The 22768-nt window shown below is 72.1% G+C and carries 20 protein-coding genes; 15 read left to right on the top strand and 5 right to left on the bottom strand.

Annotated features, from left to right (window positions below):
- Nucleotides 1-4 precede the first annotated feature (4 nt).
- Nucleotides 5-709: a CHAP domain-containing protein gene (locus AB0J71_RS08145; RefSeq protein WP_352325801.1), complete on the top strand. Its 705-nt coding sequence runs from the start codon at nucleotides 5-7 to the stop codon at nucleotides 707-709.
- A gap of 54 nt (nucleotides 710-763) precedes the next feature.
- Here AB0J71_RS08145 and AB0J71_RS08140 read toward each other — a convergent pair whose 3' ends face one another.
- A complete protein-coding gene (locus AB0J71_RS08140; protein WP_364413364.1) occupies nucleotides 764-1582 on the bottom strand; it encodes a class I SAM-dependent methyltransferase in 819 nt (272 codons plus the stop codon).
- A gap of 161 nt (nucleotides 1583-1743) precedes the next feature.
- Between AB0J71_RS08140 and AB0J71_RS08135 the strand changes: the two genes are divergently transcribed.
- The 9 genes from AB0J71_RS08135 to AB0J71_RS08095 all read left to right on the top strand — a co-directional run bounded on the left by AB0J71_RS08135 (nucleotide 1744) and on the right by AB0J71_RS08095 (nucleotide 11345).
- The gene (locus tag AB0J71_RS08135) at nucleotides 1744-2172 is read left to right on the top strand and encodes a YciI family protein (RefSeq protein ID WP_352325806.1); all 429 of its coding nucleotides are present in this window, start codon (nucleotides 1744-1746) and stop codon (nucleotides 2170-2172) included.
- A 45-nt stretch (nucleotides 2173-2217) separates the two neighbouring features.
- Nucleotides 2218-3522 carry an RNA polymerase sigma factor gene (locus AB0J71_RS08130; protein WP_364413362.1) on the top strand — a complete coding sequence of 435 codons (1305 nt, stop codon included), beginning with the start codon at nucleotides 2218-2220 and terminating at the stop codon, nucleotides 3520-3522.
- Nucleotides 3523-3886: 364 nt separating this feature from the next.
- On the top strand, nucleotides 3887-5227 hold the full coding sequence (locus tag AB0J71_RS08125) for an extracellular solute-binding protein (RefSeq protein WP_352325797.1): 1341 nt from the start codon (nucleotides 3887-3889) through the stop codon (nucleotides 5225-5227).
- A 56-nt stretch (nucleotides 5228-5283) separates the two neighbouring features.
- Entirely contained in the window at nucleotides 5284-6240 is a 957-nt protein-coding gene (locus tag AB0J71_RS08120; protein ID WP_352325796.1) for a sugar ABC transporter permease, read from the top strand.
- Nucleotides 6237-7067: a carbohydrate ABC transporter permease gene (locus tag AB0J71_RS08115; protein ID WP_352325795.1), complete on the top strand. Its 831-nt coding sequence runs from the start codon at nucleotides 6237-6239 to the stop codon at nucleotides 7065-7067. The genes AB0J71_RS08120 and AB0J71_RS08115 overlap by 4 nt, the downstream gene beginning before the upstream one ends.
- Nucleotides 7064-8473: a GH1 family beta-glucosidase gene (locus AB0J71_RS08110; RefSeq protein WP_352325794.1), complete on the top strand. Its 1410-nt coding sequence runs from the start codon at nucleotides 7064-7066 to the stop codon at nucleotides 8471-8473. Before AB0J71_RS08115 ends, AB0J71_RS08110 begins: the two co-directional genes overlap by 4 nt.
- A complete protein-coding gene (locus tag AB0J71_RS08105; protein ID WP_352325792.1) occupies nucleotides 8454-9452 on the top strand; it encodes a LacI family DNA-binding transcriptional regulator in 999 nt (332 codons plus the stop codon). The genes AB0J71_RS08110 and AB0J71_RS08105 overlap by 20 nt, the downstream gene beginning before the upstream one ends.
- Nucleotides 9453-9506: 54 nt before the next feature.
- Nucleotides 9507-10334, top strand: coding sequence for an aldose 1-epimerase family protein (locus AB0J71_RS08100; protein ID WP_352325791.1), 828 nt, complete (start codon nucleotides 9507-9509; stop codon nucleotides 10332-10334).
- A gap of 18 nt (nucleotides 10335-10352) precedes the next feature.
- On the top strand, nucleotides 10353-11345 hold the full coding sequence (locus AB0J71_RS08095) for an aminoglycoside phosphotransferase family protein (protein ID WP_352325790.1): 993 nt from the start codon (nucleotides 10353-10355) through the stop codon (nucleotides 11343-11345).
- On the opposite strand, the gene AB0J71_RS08090 is transcribed toward AB0J71_RS08095, so the two are convergent.
- Nucleotides 11292-13535: a M64 family metallopeptidase gene (locus AB0J71_RS08090; RefSeq protein ID WP_352325789.1), complete on the bottom strand. Its 2244-nt coding sequence runs from the start codon at nucleotides 13533-13535 to the stop codon at nucleotides 11292-11294. The genes AB0J71_RS08095 and AB0J71_RS08090 overlap by 54 nt on opposite strands.
- Nucleotides 13536-13612: 77 nt before the next feature.
- On the opposite strand from AB0J71_RS08090, the gene AB0J71_RS08085 reads away from it, so the two are divergent.
- From AB0J71_RS08085 to AB0J71_RS08070, 4 genes are all read left to right on the top strand, one after another.
- Nucleotides 13613-14560 (top strand): LysR family transcriptional regulator, encoded by a 948-nt coding sequence (locus tag AB0J71_RS08085; RefSeq protein ID WP_364389718.1) that lies wholly within the window; start codon nucleotides 13613-13615, stop codon nucleotides 14558-14560.
- A gap of 95 nt (nucleotides 14561-14655) precedes the next feature.
- The gene (locus AB0J71_RS08080; protein WP_352329458.1) at nucleotides 14656-15852 is read left to right on the top strand and encodes an FAD-dependent oxidoreductase; all 1197 of its coding nucleotides are present in this window, start codon (nucleotides 14656-14658) and stop codon (nucleotides 15850-15852) included.
- Nucleotides 15853-15920: 68 nt separating this feature from the next.
- Nucleotides 15921-17258: a class II 3-deoxy-7-phosphoheptulonate synthase gene (locus tag AB0J71_RS08075; RefSeq protein ID WP_352329459.1), complete on the top strand. Its 1338-nt coding sequence runs from the start codon at nucleotides 15921-15923 to the stop codon at nucleotides 17256-17258.
- Nucleotides 17259-17442: 184 nt separating this feature from the next.
- On the top strand, nucleotides 17443-18210 hold the full coding sequence (locus tag AB0J71_RS08070) for an SAM-dependent methyltransferase (protein WP_352329461.1): 768 nt from the start codon (nucleotides 17443-17445) through the stop codon (nucleotides 18208-18210).
- Between the two features lie 25 nt (nucleotides 18211-18235).
- Here the strand turns inward: AB0J71_RS08070 and AB0J71_RS08065 are convergent, their stop codons facing one another.
- The gene (locus AB0J71_RS08065) at nucleotides 18236-19087 is read right to left on the bottom strand and encodes a LysR family transcriptional regulator (RefSeq protein WP_352329463.1); all 852 of its coding nucleotides are present in this window, start codon (nucleotides 19085-19087) and stop codon (nucleotides 18236-18238) included.
- A gap of 26 nt (nucleotides 19088-19113) precedes the next feature.
- On the opposite strand from AB0J71_RS08065, the gene AB0J71_RS08060 reads away from it, so the two are divergent.
- On the top strand, nucleotides 19114-20565 hold the full coding sequence (locus AB0J71_RS08060) for an MFS transporter (RefSeq protein ID WP_364413359.1): 1452 nt from the start codon (nucleotides 19114-19116) through the stop codon (nucleotides 20563-20565).
- Here the strand turns inward: AB0J71_RS08060 and AB0J71_RS08055 are convergent.
- Nucleotides 20531-20905 (bottom strand): thioredoxin family protein, encoded by a 375-nt coding sequence (locus AB0J71_RS08055; RefSeq protein ID WP_352329467.1) that lies wholly within the window; start codon nucleotides 20903-20905, stop codon nucleotides 20531-20533. The two genes, AB0J71_RS08060 and AB0J71_RS08055, sit on opposite strands and share 35 nt — an antisense overlap.
- A 150-nt stretch (nucleotides 20906-21055) precedes the next feature.
- Complete coding sequence (locus tag AB0J71_RS08050; protein ID WP_364389713.1) at nucleotides 21056-22753, bottom strand: ExeM/NucH family extracellular endonuclease; 1698 nt, start codon at nucleotides 22751-22753, stop codon at nucleotides 21056-21058.
- Between the last annotated feature and the right edge of the window lie 15 nt (nucleotides 22754-22768).

Below are 22768 nucleotides of genomic sequence, written 5' to 3'. Positions count from 1 at the left end.
TCACATGCCCTCGATGGCCAAGCACCGTCCTATCCGTGCCCCGAAGATCACCTACGCCCGCGCCGCGCTCGGCGCGGCCGTCCTCGCCTCCGCCCTCGGCGCCCACGCCACCGCCGCCGCCGCCGACAGCGCCGGCCCGGCCGCCGCGACCGGCCACTCGGCCGTCGCGCCGCAGGCCGCCGCTCACACCCGCAAGGCGGAGGAGACCCAGGTCAACGTCACCGCCCAGCAGGTCCTGGCGATGGCCAGGGCCCAGGTCGGCACCTCCGAGAACGCCTACGGCGGTGGAACCAAGTTCCAGAAGTGGTACGCCGACTCCCAGCGCGCCGCCGAGACCATCGCCCGCGACGGCGGCACCCGCGCGATGTACCTGAACGCCCCCTGGTGCTCGATCTTCGTCTCCTGGGTCGGCGAGCACACCGGCGCCCGCCCCCAGGTCGGCTGGGACGCCTGGACCGTGGCCCACGCCAAGTGGTTCGCCGCCAACGACCGCTGGGGCACCGAGGCCAAGCCCGGCGCGGTGGTCTTCTTCTCCTGGGGCGGCAGCAAGAGCCTGGACGCCATCCAGCACGTCGGCTTCGTCGTCAAGGACAACGGCGACGGCACGATCTCCACGATCGAGGGCAACACCGGCAACGGCAAGGTCGAGGAGCGCGTCCGTCCGAAGTCGCAGGTCGTCGGCTACGGATACCCCCAGTACGCGAGCTGACCTCCCGCCGCTCCGAGCGCGCGTCCCGCACGAGGGACGCGCGCTCGCCGCGTCTCAGGGCCGGACCGCCACCAGCGAGTAGAGGATCGGCAGGTGCGAGTCCCCGAACGGGAACCGGTACCGGCCGTCCGGGCCCTCGGGCAGCAGGCCGCGCGGGTCGAGGTCGGTCTCGACGTGCTCGCCCAGCTCGGCCACCGTGAACCCGGCGCGTGCCGCCGCCGTGACGATCTCCCCCACCGAGTACGGGTACTCGACCGCCTCATGCGTCTCGGTCACCACCGCGGCGTCGGCGTACGTGCCGGTCACCGTCTCCTTGTGGGCCTGGCCGCCGCCGTAGGGCCAGTCGGCCACCAGCGGATCGAGCGAGGCCACCGTCTGGTAGGCCGGATGCAGGTCGACCAGCACCAGCCGCCCGCCGGGCCGCAGCGCCATGGCCGCGCCGCGCATCCAGGCGTCCAGGTCGCCGATCCAGCACAGGACTCCGTACGTGGCCACCGCCACGTCGAAGCCGCCGGCCAGCTCCGCCGGCAGCCGCTGCGTGTCGGCCTCCACGAACGTGGCCGCCAGCCCGGCCCTGGCCGCCAGGTCGCGGGCGCGCTCGACCGCCACCGGGGAGAAGTCGACGCCGGTCACCCGCGCTCCGAGGCGGGCCCAGCTCAGCGTGTCCAGGCCGAAGTGGCACTGCAGGTGGAGCAGGTCCCGGCCGGCGACGTCGCCGGCCAGGCGGCGTTCGAGCGGGTAGAGCGTCTGCCGGCCGGCGAGGAAGGCGTCGACGTCGTAGAACCGGTCGGTGGAGGTGGAGCCGTGGACGCGGGCACGCTCGTCCCACAGGGCCCGGTTGGGGACGGGGGCGTCTTGTGCGGGTTGGGGCATGGGGCGAGGATGGCACATCGGCCACCCGGCCGCACGACCGGTACGGTGCCCTGGAAGCGGACGGCCCGTGCCCTTGTCGATCCGGCCGGCGCCCGTTCGACGCTTCGGCGAGGCCGGCTCCGCCCCGGGGGCGCGGACGGAAGGACGCCAGGGTGAAATTCATGATCGTCGGCAGGGCCAACGGGGAGACCGAGGCCGGGGCGCTGCCCAGCCAGGAGCTCGTCGACAACATGCACGCCTACAACGAGGCGCTGGCCAAGGCGGGGGTGCTGCTGGCCGCCGAAGGACTCTACCCGAGCTCGCAGGGCGCGCAGATCGCCTACAGCGGCGGCCGGGCCACGGTGATCGACGGCCCGTTCACCGAGGCCAAGGAGCTGATCGCGGGGTTCTGGCTGATCCAGGTGAAGTCCAGGGAGGAGGCTCTGGAATGGGCCATGCGCGTGCCCGTCCCGGAGGGCTATGACGGCATCGGCCTGGACGTGTGGCGGGTGTACGACGCCTCCGACGCGCCCGACGCGGCCTCGTCCGACCCGGCGGAGATCGAGCGGGAGAAGGCCATGCGCCGGCGTCTGGACGGGCGGGAGAGCTGACCTCGCCTTGCGGACCCAGGACGGTGCTGGTGTCATGAGCCGGTGATGGCTTCCGACACCCACCGGGCGATCGAGGCGGTCTGGCGGATCGAGGCCCCCCGGCTCATCGCCGGCCTGGCCGGGCTGGTCCGCGACGTCGGCCTGGCCGAGGAGCTGGCCCAGGACGCGCTGGTCGCGGCCCTGGAGCAGTGGCCGGAATCGGGCGTGCCACGCAACCCGGGCGCCTGGCTGATGACGGTGTCCAAGCGCCGCGCCGTCGACCTGATCCGCAGGAACGAGCGGATGTCCCGCAACCTGGCCGAGCTGGGCCACCGGCTGGAGACCGCCGCGGAGCCGCCCGAACCCGACGAGATCGAGGACGACCTGCTGCGGCTGGTCTTCACCGCCTGCCATCCGGCGCTGTCGATGGAGGCGCGGGTGGCCCTGACGCTGCGGGTGCTCGGTGGCCTGAGCACCGACGAGATCGCCCGCGCGTTCCTGGTGCCCGAGCCGACCGCCGCCCAGCGGATCGTGCGGGCCAAGCGCACCCTGGCCGACCGGAAGGTCCCGTTCGAGGTGCCGCAGGGCCCCGAGCTGGCCGGACGCCTGTCGTCCGTGCTGGAGGTCATCTACCTGATCTTCAACGAGGGGTACTCGGCGACCGCGGGCGACGACTGGATGCGGCCCGGCCTGTGCGAGGACGCCCTGCGGCTGGGCCGCGTGCTGGCGGGGCTGATGCCCGCAGAACCGGAGGTGCACGGGCTGGTCGCGCTCATGGAGATCCAGGCGTCCAGGGCGGCGGCCCGGGTGGGGCCGTCCGGCGAGCCGGTGCTGCTGCTGGAGCAGGACCGCACCCGGTGGGACCGGCTGCTCATCGGGCGCGGGCTGGCGGCCCTGGCCCGAGCCGAGCAACTGGCCGAGCAACTGGCCGGGGAACGAGACCGGGAGCGAGACCGGGAGCGAGACAAGGAACGGGCCGGGGAGCCGGCGGGCGCGGCGGGGCCGTACACGCTGCTGGCCGCGATCGCGGCCTGCCACGCCCGCGCGTTCGACCCCGGCGACACCGACTGGGTGCGCATCGCGAGCCTGTACGAGGCGCTGGCCCGCCTGGCCCGCTCCCCCGTCGTCGAGCTCAACCGCGCGGTGGCGCTGTCGATGGCCTACGGCCCGGCGGTGGGCCTTGACCTGCTCGACCAGATCGTGGACGAGCCGTCACTCAAGGGCTACCACCTGCTGCCGAGCGTCCGCGGCGACCTGCTGTTCCGGCTGGGCCGGCACGAGGAGGCGCGGGCCGAGTTCGAACGGGCCGCCGCGATGACGCGCAACTCCCGCGAACGCGCCCTGCTGCGCGAACGCGCCGCCGCCTGCTGAGTGCCGCCTCCCCCGACCGCGTGGCGCCGAGGCGGTCACTGGAACGTTCCAGAAGACTGTCACGCTCCGTGACAGCGGGACCTGACCGGGAGCAAGCCCGCAGCGTCCGGGCGACATGCCCTTGATGCGGCACGAAAGATGTCTCTTGAGGTGGGAGCGCTCCCAAACAGCCCTTCACACCCTTCATCCCCTTAAATCCTGATTACGGTGGGCAAAACGCACGATTGGTAACGGTTCCGTTTCGGCGGATTGACGGACACAGCCGGTAAGTGCACCCTTTGTGGGAGCGCTCCCAAACACTCCCACCGCGGCGGAGCGCATGCCGCGGTGCACCTCCCATCAGTCACCCGAGAAGGGGTCTCCCATGATGATCAGCAAGCGTCGCGGTCTGGCCGCGGCCTCAGCCCTGGCCGCGGCGGCGCTGACCGTCGCGTCGTGCGGCAGCGGCGACACGCCGGCCGCCGGCAACAGCCCCGCCTCCTCCGCGGCGGCGGCCGAGCCCGTCACCATCCGGGTGCAGACCTTCGGCGGCGGCTCCAACTTCGGCTACAAGAACGCCATCGCGAAGTGGAACGCCGAGCACAAGGACATCCAGATCAAGGAAGAGCACCTGACCGACCAGTTCGAGCAGCAGTACTGGCCCCAGATGATCCAGTGGCTGCAGTCGGGCAACGGCGCGGGCGACGTCGTCGGCATCGACGAGGGCGGCATGGGCCTGGCCAAGGCGCACCCCGAGTGGTGGGCCGACCTCAAGGAGTACGGCCTTGAGGGCCGCAAGGCCGACTACCCCGCCTGGAAGTGGGAGAACGGCGTGACGGCCGACGGCAAGATCTTCGGCCTCGGCACGGACATCGGCGGCATGAGCCTGTGCTACCGCACGGACCTGTTCAAGAAGGCCGGGCTGCCCACGGACCGCGAGAAGGTCGCCGCCCTGTGGCCGACGTGGGACGACTTCATGAAGGTCGGCCAGCAGTTCCAGGCGAAGGTGAAGGACACCAAGTTCACCGACGGCACCAACACCCTCTACAACGTGGTGCTGTACCAGGAGGCGGCCAAGAACGGCAACGTCGCCTACTTCGACAAGGACAACAACCTCATCGTCGACAAGAACCCGGCGGTGAAGGCGGGCTTCGACTTCGCCTCCAAGCTCAGCCAGTCCGGCCTGACGGCCAAGCTGCGCAACTTCACCGACGAGTGGGCGGCGGGCACCCAGAAGGGCGCCTTCGCCACGGTCGGCTGCCCGTCCTGGATGCTCGGCGTGGTCTCCGGCAACGCCGGTGACGGCATGAAGGGCAAGTGGGACGTCGCCTCGGTGCCCGGCGGCGGCGGCAACTGGGGCGGCTCGTGGGTGGCCGTGCCCAAGCAGTCCAAGCACCCGAAGGAGGCCGCGCAGGTCGCCGACTACCTGACCAGCGCGCAGACCGAGGCGAGCATCTTCACCGACTTCGGCAACATGCCGAGCAACAGCAAGGCCCAGGCCGACGCCGCCGTGCAGGGCGCGAAGAACGAGTTCTTCAGCGACGCCCCGATCGGTGAGATCTTCGCCAAGTCCGCGGAGAGCCTGCAGCCGGTCTTCCTCGGCGTGAAGCACGCGCAGGTCAAGAACGCGGTCGAGTCGGTCATCCAGGGCATGGACGACGGCTCGGTGGCCTACGACAAGGCCTGGCAGCAGCTGGTCGACGACGCGGTGAAGGCCGCGGGCTGATCTTGCTCCGCCCGGCCCGCGACTGGCGGGCCGGGCTTGCCGCCGAAAGGTCTGTTATGAGCTTCGACTCTCATCCGCGGCCGGCGCGGGGCAACCGTCGCCGCGCCCGCCCACCCGGCCGCCTCTGGCGTTCCCGACTCGACGTCAAGGCCATGCCGTACGCCCTGGTGTCCCCGTACTTCCTGCTGTTCGCCGCCTTCGGGCTGTTCCCGCTGGCCTTCACGCTCTACTACTCGCTCTACAAGTACAGCCTGACCGGCGAGACCAAGTGGGCCGGGCTGGGCAACTACGCCGCGCTGCTGGCCGACGAGGACTTCTGGAACGCCGTCACCAACACCGTCGGCATCTTCCTGCTGGCCACGATCCCGCAGATGCTGATGGCCCTGTTCCTGGCCAACGCGCTGAACAAGAAGCTGCGCTGGCGCCTGCCGATCCGCATGAGCGTGCTGCTGCCGCTGGTCACCTCGGTGGTCGCGGTCGCCGTGGTGTTCACCCAGCTGTTCGCGCGCGACTGGGGCCTGGTCAACTGGGTCCTGGGCTGGTTCGGCGGGGACAAGATCAACTGGCGGGCCGAGCGTTTCCCGTCCTGGCTGGCCATCGCCGCGATGGTCGACTGGCGCTGGACGGGCTACAACGCCATCATCTTCCTGGCCGGCATGCAGACGATCCCCAAGGACCTGTACGAGGCGGCCGCCATCGACGGCGCGTCCCGGCGGCGCCAGTTCTGGCAGATCACGCTGCCGATGCTGCGCCCGACCATGATCTTCGTGGTGCTCAACTCCACGATCGGCGGCCTGACGCTGTTCTCCGAGCCGACCACCTTCTACAACGGCAACGTGGACGGCGGCTCGCAGGGCCAGTTCCAGACGGTGGCGATGTTCGTCGTCAAGCAGGGCTTCCGCGAGTTCGACTACGGCTATGCCGCGGCGGCCGCCTGGCTGCTGTTCCTGCTGATCCTCATCGGCGCGGCCGTCAACTTCCTGTTCGTCCGGCGGATCGGAGGCGCCAAGTGACCGGCTGGAAACCGACCGTCATGACGCGGGTCATGCTCGGGGTGGCCATCTTCCTGTCGGCGTTCCCGCTGTACTGGATGCTCGTCATCGCCTCGCGCACGAACTCCGACGCCGTGTCGGTGCCGCCGAAGTTCCTGCCCGGCGGCAACCTCGGCGAGAACATCGTCGCGGTGCTGGAGAACGAGGACGCGCACTTCCTGCTCGGCCTGACCAACTCCTTCGTCAGCGCGGCGATCGTCACCGTGTCCGTGGTGATCATCTCCACGCTGGCCGGGTTCGCCTTCGCCAGCCTGCAGTTCAGGGGCCGCAACATCCTGCTGCTGCTCGTGCTGCTGACGATGGCGGTGCCGCTGCAGCAGATGGGCGTGGTCCCGCTCTACCGCATGATGGTGAGCCTGGAGTGGACCGGCACGCTGAAGGCCATCATCCTGCCGTACCTGCTCAACGGGTTCGGCGTGTTCCTGATGACCCAGTACACGCGCCAGGCCGTGCCGAACGAACTGGTCGAGGCGGCCAGGGTGGACGGCGCGGCGACGCTGCGGATCTGGTGGAACGTCGTGCTGCCGGCCGTGCGTCCGGGCATGGCGGTGCTCGGCATCAACACCTTTATGCTCATGTGGAACGACTACATGTGGCCGCTGATCGTGCTGACGCCGGACAACCCGACCGTGCAGATCGCCATCAACTCGCTCAACGCGCGCTACTCGACCAGCTACTCGCTGATCTTCGCGGGTACCGCGCTGTCCATCATTCCGCTCATCGCGGTATTCGTCGCATTCGGCCGCCAGATCGTCGGCGGACTCATGGAAGGTGCGGTCAAGGCGTGACGACACAAGAGGAACAGATTCGTCCCGGGCTGCGCTTCCCTCCCGGTTTCGCGTTCGGCGCGGCCACCTCGGCGTACCAGATCGAGGGCGCGGTCACCGAGGACGGACGCGGCCCGTCCATCTGGGACACCTTCACCAAGACCCCGGGGCGGGTGCTCAACGGGCACCACGGGGACGTGGCCATGGACCACTACCACCGCTACCGGCAGGACGTCGCCATCATGGCGGACCTGGGCCTGACGGCCTACCGCTTCTCGGTGTCCTGGCCGCGGATCCAGCCGACCGGCTCGGGCGCGGTCAACCAGAAGGGCCTGGACTTCTACAAGCGGCTCACCGACGAGCTCCAGAACAACGGCATCGACCCGTGGCTGACCCTCTACCACTGGGACCTGCCGCAGGAGCTGGAGGACAAGGGCGGCTGGCCCAACCGCGACACGGCCTACCGCTTCGCCGAGTACGCCACGATCGTGCACGACGCGCTGAAGGACCACGTCCACACCTTCAGCACGGTCAACGAGCCATGGTGCGCCGCGTTCCTCGGCTACGCCTCGGGCGAGCACGCCCCGGGCCGGCGTGAGCCGCGCAACGCGATCAGGGGCGCGCATCACCTCAACCTCGCCCACGGCCTGGCCGTCCAGGCGATGGACGCGCGCCGCGCCGGCGGCTGCGTCAACCTGTACGCGATCTCCCCCGAGACCGGCAGCGAGGCCGACCTGGACGCGGCCCGCCGTATCGACGGCCTGCAGAACCGGTTCTTCCTGGACGCGCTGCTGACCGGCCGCTACCCCGAGGACGTGCTGTACGACATCCCGATCGACGACGACCTCGTGCGGCCGGGCGACATGAAGATCATCAACGCGCCGATCGACGTGCTGCTGGTGAACTACTACAGCCGCTTCACGGTCTCCGGCGCGCCCGGCGGCAAGGCGTCGGCGGCGGCGGCCCCCACGGACACGGCCTCGCCGTGGGTGGGCAGCGAGCACGTCTCGTTCGTCAACGGCGGCCGGCCGGTCACCGCGATGGGCTGGGAGATCGACGAGGACGGCCTGGTGGAGGTGCTCACCCGGGTGGCGCGGGACTACCCGCCGATCCCGATGGTGGTCTCCGAGAACGGCGCCGCCTTCGACGACGTGCTGGCCGACGGCCGCATCCACGACGCGCAGCGGCAGGCGTACGTGGAGGCGCACCTCGGCGCGTGCCGGCAGGCGATCGACGCGGGCGTGCCCCTGCAGGGCTATTTCGCCTGGTCGCTGATGGACAACTTCGAATGGGCCTGGGGCTACGGCAAGCGTTTCGGCCTGGTCCACGTCGACTTCGACACCCAGGAGCGGCTGCTGAAGGACAGCGCGCACTGGTACTCGGAGATCATCCGGCAGAATAGGCGACATGAACCGACCGACTCTTGAGGCAGTCGCGGCTCGGGCCGGTGTGGGCCGGGGCACGGTGTCGAGAGTCATCAACGGCTCGCCGAACGTCAGCGCCAAGGCCCGCGAGGCCGTCGAGCTGGCCATCCGCGAGCTGGGCTACGTGCCCAACAGGGCGGCGCGTGCCCTCGTCACGCGCCGCACGGACACGGTCGCCCTGGTGGTGTCGGAGTCCCAGTTCCGGGTCTTCGACGAGCCGTACTTCGCCGGCACCATCCGCGGCATCGGCTCGGCGCTGGCCGAGACCGGGCTGCAGCTGATCCTGGCGATGGCGCGCTCCCCCGAGGAGCACGAGCGGCTGGAGACCTACCTGACGGGGCAGCACGTCGACGGCGTGCTGCTGCTGTCGCTGCACGGCGCCGACCCGCTGCCGGGCAGGCTGGAGGAGATGGGCGTGCCGACCGTGCTCGGCGGCAGGCCCGTCGGCCTCGACCCCTACAGCTTCGTGGACATGGACAACAGGGCGGGGGCCCGGCAGGCGGTCAAACACCTGCTGGGCCTCGGCCGGGGCGCGATCGCCACGATCGCCGGCTCCCAGGACATGGGCGTGGGCGTCGACCGTCTGGCCGGCTACCGCGACGCGCTGCTGCCCTCGGGGCTGCCGGAGATCGTGGCCTTCGGCGACTTCTCCGAGGAGAGCGGCGCCACCGCCATGCAGGAACTGCTGGAGAGCCATCCCGATCTCGACGCGGTCTTCGCCGCCTCCGACCCGATGGCCCTGGGCGCGATGCGCGTGCTCAAGGCCGCGGGCAAGGCGATCCCGGGCGACGTCGCCGTGATCGGCTTCGACGACTCCAAGGCCGCGCTGCACGCCGATCCGCCGCTGACCACCGTCCACCAGCCCACGGAGGCCATGGGCCGCCAGATGGCCCAGCTCCTCGTGGCCCGCATCAACGGCGAGGAGCTGCGTCAGCCCGTGGTGATCCTCGACACGCACCTGGTTCGCCGAGAGTCTGCCTGACCAGGCGTTATCCTGGCCCGGCTGCTCGCACGCCCGACGAAAGGACCTTCTCCCGTGCCCCAGCTCGAAGGCGGCGGCTACACCGCGCAGATCAGCCCGCGCGGCGCCGCGCTCAGAACGCTCCGGCACGGCGGGCGTGACCTCGTGACGACCTGGCCCGAGCAGGGCCCGGTCCCCTACTTCGCGGGCACCGTCCTGGCCCCCTGGCCCAACCGGGTGGGCGGCGCCGGCTACGCCTTCCAGGGCCGCTCGCACCGGCTGGAGGTGACCGAGCCCGATCGCGGTCACGCGCTGCACGGCCTGGTCGCCGTCGTCGACTGGAAGGTGGCCGAGGCCGAGGCCGATCGGGCGCGCCTGACGTACGAGCTGGCCGAGGCGCCCGGTTACCCGTTCACGCTGGCGCTGTCGGCCGAGCACCGGCTCGACGCGGGCGGCCTGACCACGACGGTCACGGCCCGCAACACCGGCGAGGCCGACGCCCCCTACGGCTGCGGGCCCCACCCGTGGCTGCTGGGCGAGGAGCTGGAGCTGCCCGCCGCCCGCTACCTGACGACCGACGACCGACTGCTGCCGGCCGGCCTGGCCGACGTCGCCGGCACCCCGTACGACTTCAGGAAGCCGCGCCCGGTCGGCGACACCGTGATCGACCACGCCTTCACCGGGCTCGACCGCGGCGAGGTGCGGGTGGGCGCGGTGCGCGTCGGCTGGGACCCGGCGGTGCTGCCGTGGGTGCAGGTGTGCACGAGCCGGCAGCTCGGCTACGAGGGCGTCGCGGTCGAGCCGATGACCTGCCCGCCCGACGCCTTCAACTCCGGCACCGACCTGGTCGTGCTGCGGCCGGGCGACGAACACGTGGCGAGCTGGACGATCAGCGTCGCCTGAACCCGGAAGGGGCCTCGCGTGGACAGCAGGACCAAGCGCCGCTTATCGCCCGCCGAGCTCGACGCGCTGGCCAGACGGGCCGTGGGCGCGGGCGTCTTCACGGCCGTCGAGCTGACCGACGGCTACGCCAACGCCGTGTGGCGGCTGACCCTGGAGGACGGCCGCGAGGTGGTGCTCAAGCTCTCCCCCTCGCCCGACCTCGACCAGCTCAGCTACGAGCGCAACCTGCTGCGCATGGAGGCGGCCGCCTACGAGCTGGCCGCCGCGGCGGGCGTGCCCATGGCCGAGCTGCTGGTGGCCGGGTTCGACGACCCGGTGCTCGGCGGTGACTACCTGATGCTGACCGCGCTCGACGGCGTCTCCTGGAACGACGTCAAGCCCGAGGGCGAGCAGGCGCTGCGCCGGGAGCTCGGCCGTCACCTGGCCGCCTTCAACGCGGTGACCGGCGAGGTGTTCGGCTACCCGCACGCCGGGATCGTCGGCGCCACCTGGCGGGAGGCGTTCCTGGCCATGGCGGGCGCGCTGCTGGCCGACACCGAGCGTTACCCGGCGCCGCTGCCCCGCCCGGCCGCCGAGATCATGGCGATCTTCGAGCGGGCCGCGCCGGTGCTGGACGAGGTGACCACGCCGTGCCTGGTGCACTTCGACGTGTGGGCCGGGAACGTGTTCCTCGACCTGACCGGCGAGCCGCGCATCCAGGCGATCATCGACCACGAGCGGGCGTTCTGGGGCGACCCGATCGCCGAGTTCGTCACCCCGACGATCTTCGACGAGCTGCGCGAGGACGACCCGCTGCTGGCCGGCTACCGCGAGGTGACGCCGCTGGAGCTGACCTCCTCGGCCCGCGTCCGGCTGGACCTGTACCGCGCCTACCTCTACCTGATCCTGCTGGTGGAGAACGGACCCCGGCAGTACCCGGAGTCCGAGTACGCCAGGGTCCGCGATCTGGCCGTCAGCTCACTGACGGACGTCCTGGACCGCCTCGTACGGCTTCCCCTTGACGCCCGCTGACAGCTTGCCGCACTGACCGCCGCCCGCGCCGTTCACCTGGTTCGGCACGCCGAGGTCGGCCGGCCCGGGGGTGTTGCCGGTGCAGGCGAGCGCGCCCTTGACCGTGACGCCCGACAGGATCGGCGCGGTGTTGCCGGTGAGCACGGCCGCGCCGCGCAGCTCGGCGCCCACGACCGTGAGCCGGCCCGCGCCGGTGACGCTGAGCGCGCCGTCCACGCGGGTCCTGATCAGGTGCACGGCGGCGGGCCCGGCGGCGGTGAGGGTGCCGCTGATCCGGCCGCCGTCGGTCACCAGCGAGGCGCCGGCCTTGACCGTGACCGGGCCGCTGACCTGGGCGTCCTTCAGGCAGGTGACGCCGTCGGCCACGGTGAGCGGGCCGCGGTGCGCGCCGGTGACCGTGCGGTCGCAGGCGGGCGGCGGGGCGATGGTGGTGACGGTGAAGCTCTTGGCCTGCCCGTAGTTGCCGGCGGCGTCGATCGAGCGGTACTCGACGGTGTGCCGGCCGCGCGGCAGCTTGCCGTAGACCAGGGAGTCGATGACGGTGCCCTGCTCGGTGAACGTCCAGGGCAGTTCGGAGGAGGTGGGCCAGCCGAAGTAGTTGAACCAGCCGTCGCCGTCCACCCGGGACTCCGAGACCACGTAGCCGTCGCGGTCGTCGTCGCCGGTGAGCTTCATCGTGAACGGGCCGTTGTAGACGTAGGTGTCGCCGGAGCGGGCGAGCGGCTCGGACAGCTCGTACCCGGTGGTGGGCTCGGTGGCGTCGACCTGCCAGGTCAGCGTGGTGGCGCCGAGGGTGGCGGTGAGGGTGTGGGCGCCGGGCGTCAGGTCGGCCGCGCCCAGGTCGAACTCGGTGCCGGTGCCCGCCGGCCGGCCGTCCAGCGCCCAGGTGACGGCCGGGACGGACGCCGCCGGGTGGGTGGTCTCGACGTACACGACGGCGTCGCGCCCGGCCGGGCGGTCCGTCGGCGTGGACGACACGACGGCGGCCTGGACGCCGTCGGGCGGCGTGGTGAGCGTGGTGTCCACGGTCCAGGTGCGGGTCTTGCTCATGGCGGTCCGGATCGCCGGGTCCCGGACGAACTCCGTGGGGTCGGCGACCGTGGCCGTGACCGTGTGCGTGCCCGCGGCCAGGCCCAGCGTGCGCAGGTCGAGGACGTCGGCGTCGCCGGGCAGGTTCTTGCCGTCCACGGCCCAGGTGGTGGTCAGCGAGTGCCCCACCGGGCGCATCGGCTCGACCCAGAGCACCCGGTCGGCCCCGACGGGCGCGGCGGTCGGCGTGGAGTCCTGGATCAGCGTGGTCTTGGCGGTGATGCGCTGGGTCATGACCTCGCGGCTGACCTGATCGAAGTAGTAGCCGAGGGTCTTCATCATGGAGTGCCTGCTCGGCCGCCACACGCCGCTGGTGTAGTACAGGCCGCCCTCGTAGCGGGCGATCGGGCCGCCGGACTCGCTGTCCTCGCCCAGCCACCGCCACCACTTCCGGCGCTGGTCGAGCATCTGCTGCTCGGTCAGCAGGCTGTGGTGCGCGCTGGAGGGCTCGGAGCCGCCGTAGGTCCCGCCGGGGACGCCGCGCTGGTAGTAGTCGTACTCGTCCTGCAGGCCGCCCAGGGAGTGGCCGAGCTCGTGCGGGCTGATCAGGGCGGACATGGAGTTGCTGCCCGAGGCGGTGGCGTAGCTGCCGCCCGCGCCGCCGTAGGTGCCGCTGTTGGCCAGGGCGAGGATCTGCCGGTTGCCCGACGTCGTCCCGGTGACCAGGTTCGCGAACCGGGTGGCGGCGGAGTTGTCCATGGTGATCAGCCGCTGCACGCTGCCGGGGTTGCAGCCGCCCCAGAAGCCCATGCTCAGCGGGGTGGTACGGCGGGGCGCGTCCAGGCCGGGGTCGCAGCTCACGCCGGACTCGCCGGAGACGATGTCGATCCGGTAGACGTTGATGTAGTCGCGGTAGGTCTTGAACGGCTCGATCGACCACATCACGTTGAGGTGCCGGTCCACGTCGGCCCGGAACTTCGCCTGCTCGGCCTCGGTGTAGCCGTCGCCCATGACGATCAGGTTGAACCGCTTGGCCGGGGCGCCGGTGACCTGGACCGGCACGACGGTGGCCGCGCCGGGCCCGTCGGCGGCCGCCGACGCATGGGCGGATGGGACATGGAGGACGGCGGCGGCCAGTACCAGGGCCGCGAATCTACGCATGTCATGCACTATCGGCCGGATAGATCCGGCAGTCTCATCCCATAAGGGCATAACTCCGGAGTGATAGCTTCTGCGGGATGCAGCTCGAACTGAGACATCTCAGGACGCTGCGCGCCATCGCCGACCACGGCAGTGTGACCAGGGCCGCGGCGGCGCTCGGCGTCTCCCAGCCCGCGCTCACCGCCCAGCTCGGACGGATCGAACGCCTGCTCGGCGGGGCGGTCTTCACCCGCGACCACCGCGGCGTGGCGGCCACCGCGTTCGGGGAGTTCGTGCTGGCCAGGGCGCGGGTGGTGCTCGCCGGGGTGGACGACCTGCTGGCGGCGGGGCCGTACGAGCTGGCCGGGCAGGCGATCCGGGTGGGCGGCTTCGAGAACCCCGTCGTCGTGCCGCTCGTCGCGAACCTGGCGGGCGCGCTGCCCGAGGCGCGGATCACGCTGCAGACCGAGCACTACGTCCGGGTGCTGGTGGACATGGTGGCCAACGGACGGCTCGACGTGGCGCTGGTGGCCGACTACCCCGACCACGAGCTGCGGCCCGGCCCGGCCATGGGGATGGGCGTGGTGGCGGTCGAGCCGGTGTTCGTGGCGCTGCCCGCCGCCCATCCGCTGGCCGGGCGTGCCGAGGTGGAGCTGGCCGAGCTGGCGGGCGAGCCGTGGGTGTTGCCGCCGCCCGACGGGATGGGCTGGCCGGAGCACCTGCTGGAGGCGTGCCGGCGGGCCGGTTTCACGCCGCGCGGGCGGTACCAGCTCGTGGAGGCCGGGGTGCGGCGGGAGCTGATCGCGGCCGGGCACGCGGTGTCGGCCTGCCAGGCGCTCTACGACCCGGGCGAGCGGGTGTCGGTGCTGCCGCTGCGCGGGAACCCGCTGTGGATGCGTCAGGTGCTCATCTGGCGGTCGTCGTTCGCCGCGCATGCGCCGGCGCTGCTGGAGAGCGCCCGCGCGGCCCACGCCGCCGTGGCGGCCCGCAGCCCGGTCTACACGGCCTGGACGGCCCGCTACGGCCGTCCGCCCCTCCCCTCCTGACCCGGCTCCCCCCACCGCCGCTCCGGGCCCGCCGGAGCGGCGCGGGGGCTTGCTCATTTCCGGGGACGTGACACAATCTCATTGGGTGATGAATTATGACGTGTGTGATAGCCGGAGGCGGCCCCGCCGGGGCCGTGCTCGGACTGCTGCTGGCCAGGGCCGGCGTCGAGGTCACGCTGCTGGAGAAGCACGCCGACTTCCTGCGTGACTTCCGCGGCGACACGATCCACCCCTCCACCCTGCGCGTGCTGGCCGAGCTCGGCCTGGCGGAGGACTTCCTGCGGCTGCCCCACCGCAAGGCCCACGAGCTGCGGCTGGTGACCGACACCGGCGACATCAGGCTCGCCAGCCTGCGCGGCCTGCCGGGCGGCTACGACTACATCGCGTTCGTCCCCCAGTGGGACTTCCTCAAGCTGGTCACCTCGGCCGCGAGCGCGTACCCGAACTTCCGGCTGCTGATGAACGCCGAGGCCCACGACCTGATCCGGGAGGGCGGGGCCGTGCGCGGGGTGCGCTACCGCGACCCGTCCGGCGAGCACGAGCTGCGCGCCACGCTGACCGTGGCGGCCGACGGACGGCACTCGGCGCTGCGCGCCCGCGCCGGCCTGGTCCCCCAGGACCTGCACGCGCCGATGGACGTGGTCTGGTTCCGCCTCCCCCGGCACGACGACGACCCCGACGACACGTTCCTGCGCGTCTCCAGCGGCCACATGATGGTCGCCATCAATCGCGAGACCTACTGGCAGCTCGCCTATCTGATCCCCAAGGGCGGCTTCGGGCGGCTGACCGAGCAGGGCATCGACGCCCTCAGGCGGCCGGTGGCCACGCTGCTGCCGTACCTGGCCGGCCGGGTCGGGCAGATCGAGGGCTTCGACGACGTCAGCGTGCTCACGGTCGCGCTCAACCGGCTGCGCCGCTGGCACCGCCCCGGCTTCCTGTGCATCGGGGACGCGGCGCACGCCATGTCGCCGGTGTTCGGGGTGGGCATCAACCTGGCCGTCCAGGACGCGGTGGCCGCCGCCAACCTGCTGGCCGCGCCGCTGGCCGCGGGCCTGCCGATCCCCGAGTCCCTCCTGCACCGGCTGCAGCGGCGGCGCATGCTGCCCACGCGGGTCACCCAGGCGGCCCAGCGGCTGGTGCAGAACCAGGTGATCACGCCGGCGCTGGGGCGGCGGTTCGACGCGTCCGGGATGCCGCGCGACCTGACCAGGATCCCGCTGTTCAACCGGCTGCCGCGGCGTTTCATCGGCCTCGGGGTGCTGCCTGAGCATGTGAAGTCTCCCGAAAGCTGATAAATGCATTCTCACAACGTGGACAAGGGGGTCGGTGGGCCCGGGTCAGTGGAATACCCTCGTATCTCGTGAGCAGCAATCTCGTGGATCTCGATTCCTGGCGAGCCCTCCCCGCGGCCCAGCAGCCCGACTGGCCCGATCGCGGTGAGCTCGACAAGGTCGTCGCCGAGCTCGGCGGCCTGCCCCCGCTCGTCTTCGCCGGCGAGTGCGACCAGCTCAAGAGGCAGCTGGCGGCCGTCTCGCGCGGAGAGGCGTTCGTCCTGCAGGGCGGCGACTGCGCCGAGACCTTCTCCGGCGCGACCGCCGACAACGTGCGCAACAAGCTCAAGACGTTGCTGCAGATGGCGATCGTGCTGACCTACGCGGCGAAGGTGCCGGTCGTGAAGATCGGCCGGGTGGCGGGCCAGTTCGCCAAGCCTCGGTCGAAGGGCACCGAGATCCGCGACGGCGTGGAGCTGCCGGCCTACCGGGGCGACATGGTCAACGGGTTCGAGTTCACCCCCGAAGCCCGCGAGCCCGACCCGTGGCGGCTGCTCAAGGCGTACCACTCCTCGGCGGTGACGCTCAACCTGGCGCGCGCCTTCACCAAGGGCGGCTACGCCGACCTGCGCCAGGTGCACGCCTGGAACCAGGACTTCGTGGCCGAGTCTCCCGCCGGGCGCCGCTACGAGCAGCTGGCCCGCGAGATCGACCAGGCGCTGGCCTTCATGCGGGCCTGCGGGGCCGAGCCCGAGGAGTTCCACACGGTCGAGTTCTACTCCTCCCACGAGGCGCTCATCCTCGACTACGACCGGGCGCTCACCCGCATCGACTCGCGCACCGGCCTGCCCTACGACGTCTCGGCGCACATGGTCTGGATCGGTGAGCGCACCCGTCAGCTCGACGGCGCGCACGTCGACTTCTTCGCCGGCATCCGCAACCCGATCGGCGTCAAGCTCGGGCCGACGACCTCGCCGGAGGAGGCGCTGGCGCTGATCCAGAAGCTCAACCCGGACAACGAGCCCGGCCGGCTCACGTTCATCACCCGGATGGGCGCGTCCAAGATCCGTGAGCACCTGCCCACCCTGGTCAAGGAGGTCACGGCCGCCGGCGCCCAGGTGGCCTGGATCTGCGACCCGATGCACGGCAACACCTTCGAGGCGCCCAGCGGGCACAAGACGCGCCACTTCGACGACGTGCTCGACGAGGTGGCCGGGTTCTTCGAGGTGCACCGCGCGCTCGGCACCCACCCGGGCGGCATCCACATCGAGTTCACCGGCGACGACGTCACCGAGTGCGTGGGCGGCGGCCACGAGATCGTCGAGGGCGACCTCGGCACCCGCTACGAGACGGCCTGCGACCCGCGGCTCAACCGCGGCCAGTCGCTCGACCTCGCCTTCCGCGTGGCCGAGCTGTACCGGGGCTGACGCAGTATCGGGGCTGAGCCGTACCGGGAGCCGCAGCGCTGAGGGCGGCGTGCTCCCGGGCTGGGCCGGTTCCGCGTGGCGCGTGTTCGTGACGCGCGCCGCGCGGACAACCGAACCGAATTCCGGTGCGGGCGGGGTCGGCGAGGCTATGATCACCCGAAGGACCGAAATTTCGGGAGAAATCGTGGACAGTGCCCCCGAGGGGGTCGACCCCAACGTCCCCAACGTCGCGCGGATGTACGACTACTACCTCGACGGCAAGGACAACTTCGCGGCCGACCGCGCCGCGGCCGAGCAGATCCTCAAGGTGTTCCCCAACACCAAGGAGGCCGCCCGCTCCAACCGGGCGTTCCTGCGGCGGGCCGTGCGGCACCTGGTGGACTCGGGCGTACGGCAGATCGTCGACCTGGGCGCCGGGCTGCCGACCCAGGGCAACACGCACGAGATCGCGCCCGAGGCCCGCGTGGTCTACGTCGACTACGACCCGGTGGTGTGCGTCCACGGCCGGGCGCTGCTGGCCCGTACGGACAACGTCGACATCCTGCAGGCCGACATCCGCGAGGTGGACACCCTCCTGGACAAGCTGGGCGCGCTGATCGACTTCGACCGGCCGGTGGCCTTCCTCATGCTGGCGATCCTGCACTTCATCCCCGACGAGCAGGCCCACCCGATCGTGGCCCGGCTGCGCGAGGTCAGCGCCCCCGGCAGCCACCTGGTGATCAGCCACGCCATCGACGCCAGGCCCGACACCACCCCGCAGGCGCTGGAGGTCTACAACCAGGCCACGGCCGCGCTGAGCCTGCGGACCGACAAGGAGATCCTGGCCTTCTTCGAGGGCTACGAGCTGGCCGACCCCGGCCTGGTCTTCCCCCAGGACTGGCGTCCCACCGAGCCGCCCGCCCTGACGAGCGGCACCGACGTCGGCTACGTCGGCGTCGCCCGCAAGCCCTGACGGACGGCCCGGTCGCGGCCCGCGGTCAGGCCAGGGCGGCCAGGAGCCGGCGTACCCGGGCCGTGGGCGGACCGGGCGGCACGGCGAGGTAGGTGCGCACCTCGGGCTCGTCCAGGCCGGCGTAGGCCACGCCGCGGATCGGCGGCAGGTCGTCGAAGACCGGGTAGAACAGCGTCCACGACGGCGGGCCCGAGGCCAGGTCGATGAGCGTGTCGTGCAGGCCGGTGAAGGCCGGGCCGCGCGGCGGGTCCACGCCCGCCCGCGCCAGGGCCCCGGTGACCAGGTCGTGGAAGGACGGGTTGCGCTCGCGGGGGGCGAGCCGTACGGGCAGGTCGCCCAGCTGGGCGAGGCTGAGGGTGCCGGAGCCGGCCAGCGGATGGCCGGCGGGCAGCGCCACGACCAGCGGCTCGGTCCAGGCGGGGAAGAACTCCAGGCCGGGCGCGGCGTCCACGAGACGCACCAGGGCGGCGTCCAGGTCGCCGGAGCGCACCGCCGCCAGCCGTTCGGCCAGCCCCTGCTTGCTGAGCCGGACCCGCAGGCCGGGGTCGAGCCGGTCGAGCATCGGGTACAGGCGGGTGCCGGGCGCGGCGGACACGCCGAGCCGCACGGTGGACTCGGCCAGGTGGCCGGTGACCGCCCGGCGGGCCCGTTCGGCCGCGGCGAGCACCTCGCGGGCCTCGGGCAGCAGCCGCTCCCCCGCCTCGGTCAGCCGCACGTGCCGGGTCGACCGGTCGAACAGGCGGGCGCCCAGCTCGCGTTCCAGCCTGCTCACCTGCTGGCTGACCGCGGGCTGCACGATGTGCAGCCGCTCGGCGGCCCGGCCGAAGCCGCCCTCGTCGGCGACGGCGACGAAGTAGGCGAGCTGCCGCAGCTCCACGGTGTCTCCATTCATCATGATCCGTGATGACTGTCCAGGAGAACGTCTCCTGGTTCGCCCGCTCTTCCCGCGATGGACTGTCCCGCATGAACGGGAGTGGATCGATCGGGATCAGGCTGGGCGCGCTCTTCGGCCCCGCCGTGTTCGGCGTCACGGCGGCCGGAGTGGCCCTGCCGGACGTCGCCGCCGCGCTGGGGGCGCGTCCTGGCGCGGTGGTGTGGGTGCTGACCGCGCACGCGCTGGCGCTGGGCATCGGGACGGCGCTGTTCGGGCGCCTGTCGGACGCGTGGGGGGTGCGCCGCACGCTGCTGCTCGGCTCGGCGGTGCTGGCGCTCGGGGCGCTGGCCTGCCTGGCGGCGCCGTCGCTGGCCGCGCTCGTGGCGGCGCGGGCGGTGCTGGCGGCCGGGTCGGGCGGGCTGTCGGCGGTCGCGCTGAACCTGGCGGCCACGGCCGAGCCGGAGCGGCGTCAGGCGGTGCTGGCCTGGTTCGGCAGCGCGATGGCGGTCTTCTCGGCGGGCGCGACGCTGGCCGGGGGGCTGGTCACCCAGGCGTTGTCGTGGCGGCTCACCCTCGCGCTGCCCGCTCTGGCGCTGGTGGCGGTGCCGTTCTGCCTGCCGGTGGCGCGGCGGGCGGGGTCGGGCGGCCGGGTGGACGTCGTGGGCGCGGGGCTGCTGGCGGCGGGCGTATCGGCGTTCCTCGTGCTCGTCCAGTCGGCCAACCTGGGGCTGACCTGGCCCGTCGCGGCGCTGGCCGGGGTGGTGGCGGTGCTCGCGGGGGCCGCGCTGGTCCGGCGCACCCGTACGGCGGCGGGCGGGTTCGTCCCGCGTGACCTGCCGGCCGACCGGGTCTTCCGCGGGGCCGCCCTGATCGGCGTCGGCGTGTACGGCGGCCTGTTCGCCACCATGTGGGCCGCCCCGCAACTCCTGGCCGGGGTGCACGGGTGGAGTGTGCTGACGATCGGCGCCTGGCTGCTGCCGGGCGCGCTGGTGGGCGTGGTGCTGGCCAGGATCGCGGGCACCCGGTCGTGGCTGCTGCCCGCCGTCGCCGCGGCGTTCGCGCTCAGCCTGGTCGCGGCGGGGCTCGCCGGCGCGCTCAGCGACGGGCCGGGCGGGCAGGGTGGGCACGGCGGGCCGGCGGGGTGGGCCGCGGTGCTGCTGGTGGTGGCCGCCTCGCTCGGGTTCCCGGCGTTCTCGCTGGCCCAGGTGGTGATCACGGCCCGGATGTCGGCGAGCTTCCCGGTGGAGCGGCGCGGCGGCGCGATGGGCCTGCTGAACCTGACGTTCTTCGTCGGCGGCGGGATCGGGCTGGGCGTGGCGGGCGCGTTGTCACGCCTGGCCGGGCTGCCTGGCACGCTCGTGGTGATCGCGGTGTTCCCGCTGGCCGCCGCCCTGGCGCGGGCCGGGCGACGCGAGGGCCCCGCCGTGCAGGCGGGGCCCGCCGGGGTCAGTTCTGCTCGGCGTTCTTCAGCTCCTCGCTGAGCTCGGCCCGGATCGCGTCCATGTCGAGGGCGCGGACCTGGCGGATGAGGTCCTCCAGGGCCGGGCCCGGGATCGCGCCGGCCTGGGCGAAGACCACGATGCCGTCGCGGATCGCCATCAGCGTGGGGATCGAGGTGATGTCGAAGCCCTGCGCGAGCGCCTGCTCCGCGTCGGTGTCGATCTTGCCGAAGGTGATGTCGTCGTGCTTGTCGGAGGCCGCTTCGAAGATCGGCCCGAACTTCTTGCACGGCGGGCACCACGTCGCCCAGAAGTCGAGCAGCACGATGCCCTTGTCGGCGATGTCGTTGAAGTTCTTCTCTGTTACTTCGATGGTCGCCACAAGCGGCTCCTCGCTCTTCGGTGAAATTGCAACCGTGTCAACCACGTACCCCCCACCAGCATTCCATGCCCTGGAGGCGCGCAACCCCGCTGCGAGCGGCGATCCGGGACGCCGGAAGGCGCGGCCCGCGGGCCGCGCCTTCCGCACGGGTCAGTGGCCGCCGGGCAGGGTCAGGCCGATCACCAGGGGGTCGTGGTCGGAGGAGCGGTAGGCGTCCGGCTGGTAGAGGCCGGGCGGGTTGAACTCGGTGTTGTAGTCGCGGATGCGCGGCTCGTCGGAGTTGATGTGCCAGATCGTGGTGCTGGTCACCCGCTTGAGCAGCTGCTTGCCGGCGAAGGCGTGGTCGAGCTCGCCGGCCAGGCCGTCGAACAGGTAGCTGTAGCGCTGCGCCTGCGGCACGAACCGCTTGGTGAGGCTGGTCAGGCCGCCGTCCTCCAGCGTGTCGATCGGGTCCTCCTCGCCGTAGGCGTTGAGGTCGCCGAGCACCAGCGGGTTGGGCAGGTCCTGGTCGCCGATGATGCCGAGCAGCGCCTGCGCCTGCTTGACGCGGGTGGGGTTCCAGCAGCTCTGGCCGTCGCCCTGGTCGGCGTCGGGGCCGTCGGCCGGGCAGCTGCCCTTGGACTTGAGGTGGTTGACGATCATGGTGAACGGCTGGCCGCCGCCCTTCCTGCGGAAGGTCTGGATCAGCGGCGGACGGCTGAAGACGGGGTCCTGGGAGGCCCTGGTCTCGCCGACCGGGGTCAGCTTGCCCGGCTTGTAGATCAGGCCCACCTGGATGAGGTCCGTGCCGGGGTGGGGGTGGCTGAGCGCCGCGTACGTGCCGGCGCCGACCTCGGCGTTGACGGCGTCCACGAGCGCCTGCAGCGCGGTCTGGCCGTTGTTCTCGACCTCCATGAGGGCGACCGCGTCGGCGTCCAGGCCCTTCAGCGCGGCCACCAGCTTGGCGAGCTGCCGCTGCTGCTCGTTGGCGTTGCTGGCGCCGCGCGAGCCGATGGTGGTGAACCAGTTGAGGGTGTTGAACGAGGCCACCGTCACGTTGCCCACCACCGGGAAGGGGCGCGGCGTGCGCGGGTTGGCGTCCAGGTAGGCGATCGGCTTGGTGGGCTGGAGGCGGTACTCGCCGAAGCCGTAACCGAGCACGCCGGTGACGCCGGCGGCCACGGCGCCCGCCCGCGTGACGGGCGGCAGCGTCGCCGGGTTCTCGCGGTTGGAGCCGTCGTCGATGAGCAGCGAGCGGCGCGTGTCGCCGGCGGGGTCCACGCCGGGCCGGTCGGTGGGCTGGTACAGCCGGCCGTGCGCCGACACCGTGACCTCGCCGAAGCGGCCCAGGTTGTAGTTGTCGTCCACGGTGAGCGGCTGCGGGAAGGTGAGCAGCATGTTCTCGACGGCCTCCAGGCCGTCCGCGGCCGGGGGCAGCGTGTACGGCTGCGCCGCCACGCTCCCGGTGCCGCAGACGTCCACGGCGGTGACCGGGGACAGCTCGGTCCAGCCGTTGAACTCGGTGGCCTTGCCGGTGACCAGGACGCGGTCGCCGGTCTTGACGTCCTTGAAGGACTCGCGGGCGAAGACGAACAGGCCCTCGGAGGTCCGGGGGTCGGCGTCCGGCCGCGGGTCCTGGAGGAAGAAGCCGCTGAGCTGGTCGGTCCGCTGGAAGTCGCCGGTCACGATGCCCTCGACCCGTACGGTCTGGCCGGTCAGGGGGCCGGTGTCGCCGCTGCCCTGCACCTCGGCGACGCGGCGGTCGGCCGGGGTGTCACAGGGCGCCGCCGCCGTGTCGGCGAGGGCCGGGGTGGCGGTCAGGGCGCCCGCCACGAGGGCAGCGAGTACTGCTCGGGATAAAACGCGCATGACCGGCACTTTAGA

Origin of the sequence: Nonomuraea sp. NPDC049637 (assembly GCF_040675235.1) — a bacterium.
Classification (GTDB): Bacteria; Actinomycetota; Actinomycetes; order Streptosporangiales; family Streptosporangiaceae; genus Nonomuraea.
The sequence above is the reverse complement of the archived record's forward strand: the minus strand, read 5'-3'. Positions and strand labels throughout refer to the sequence as shown.

Excerpts from the sequence above, each read along its gene's own strand:
- AB0J71_RS08145 (WP_352325801.1), top strand. The coding sequence starts at position 5 with ATGCCCTCGATGGCCAAGCACCGTCCTATCCGTGCCCCGAAGATCACC.
- AB0J71_RS08140 (WP_364413364.1), bottom strand. The coding sequence starts at position 1,582 with ATGCCCCAACCCGCACAAGACGCCCCCGTCCCCAACCGGGCCCTGTGG.
- AB0J71_RS08135 (WP_352325806.1), top strand. The coding sequence starts at position 1,744 with ATGATCGTCGGCAGGGCCAACGGGGAGACCGAGGCCGGGGCGCTGCCC.
- AB0J71_RS08130 (WP_364413362.1), top strand. The coding sequence starts at position 2,218 with ATGGCTTCCGACACCCACCGGGCGATCGAGGCGGTCTGGCGGATCGAG.
- AB0J71_RS08125 (WP_352325797.1), top strand. The coding sequence starts at position 3,887 with ATGATGATCAGCAAGCGTCGCGGTCTGGCCGCGGCCTCAGCCCTGGCC.
- AB0J71_RS08120 (WP_352325796.1), top strand. The coding sequence starts at position 5,284 with ATGAGCTTCGACTCTCATCCGCGGCCGGCGCGGGGCAACCGTCGCCGC.
- AB0J71_RS08105 (WP_352325792.1), top strand. The coding sequence starts at position 8,454 with ATGAACCGACCGACTCTTGAGGCAGTCGCGGCTCGGGCCGGTGTGGGC.
- AB0J71_RS08090 (WP_352325789.1), bottom strand. The coding sequence starts at position 13,535 with ATGCGTAGATTCGCGGCCCTGGTACTGGCCGCCGCCGTCCTCCATGTC.
- AB0J71_RS08085 (WP_364389718.1), top strand. The coding sequence starts at position 13,613 with ATGCAGCTCGAACTGAGACATCTCAGGACGCTGCGCGCCATCGCCGAC.
- AB0J71_RS08080 (WP_352329458.1), top strand. The coding sequence starts at position 14,656 with ATGACGTGTGTGATAGCCGGAGGCGGCCCCGCCGGGGCCGTGCTCGGA.
- AB0J71_RS08060 (WP_364413359.1), top strand. The coding sequence starts at position 19,114 with ATGACTGTCCAGGAGAACGTCTCCTGGTTCGCCCGCTCTTCCCGCGAT.
- AB0J71_RS08050 (WP_364389713.1), bottom strand. The coding sequence starts at position 22,753 with ATGCGCGTTTTATCCCGAGCAGTACTCGCTGCCCTCGTGGCGGGCGCC.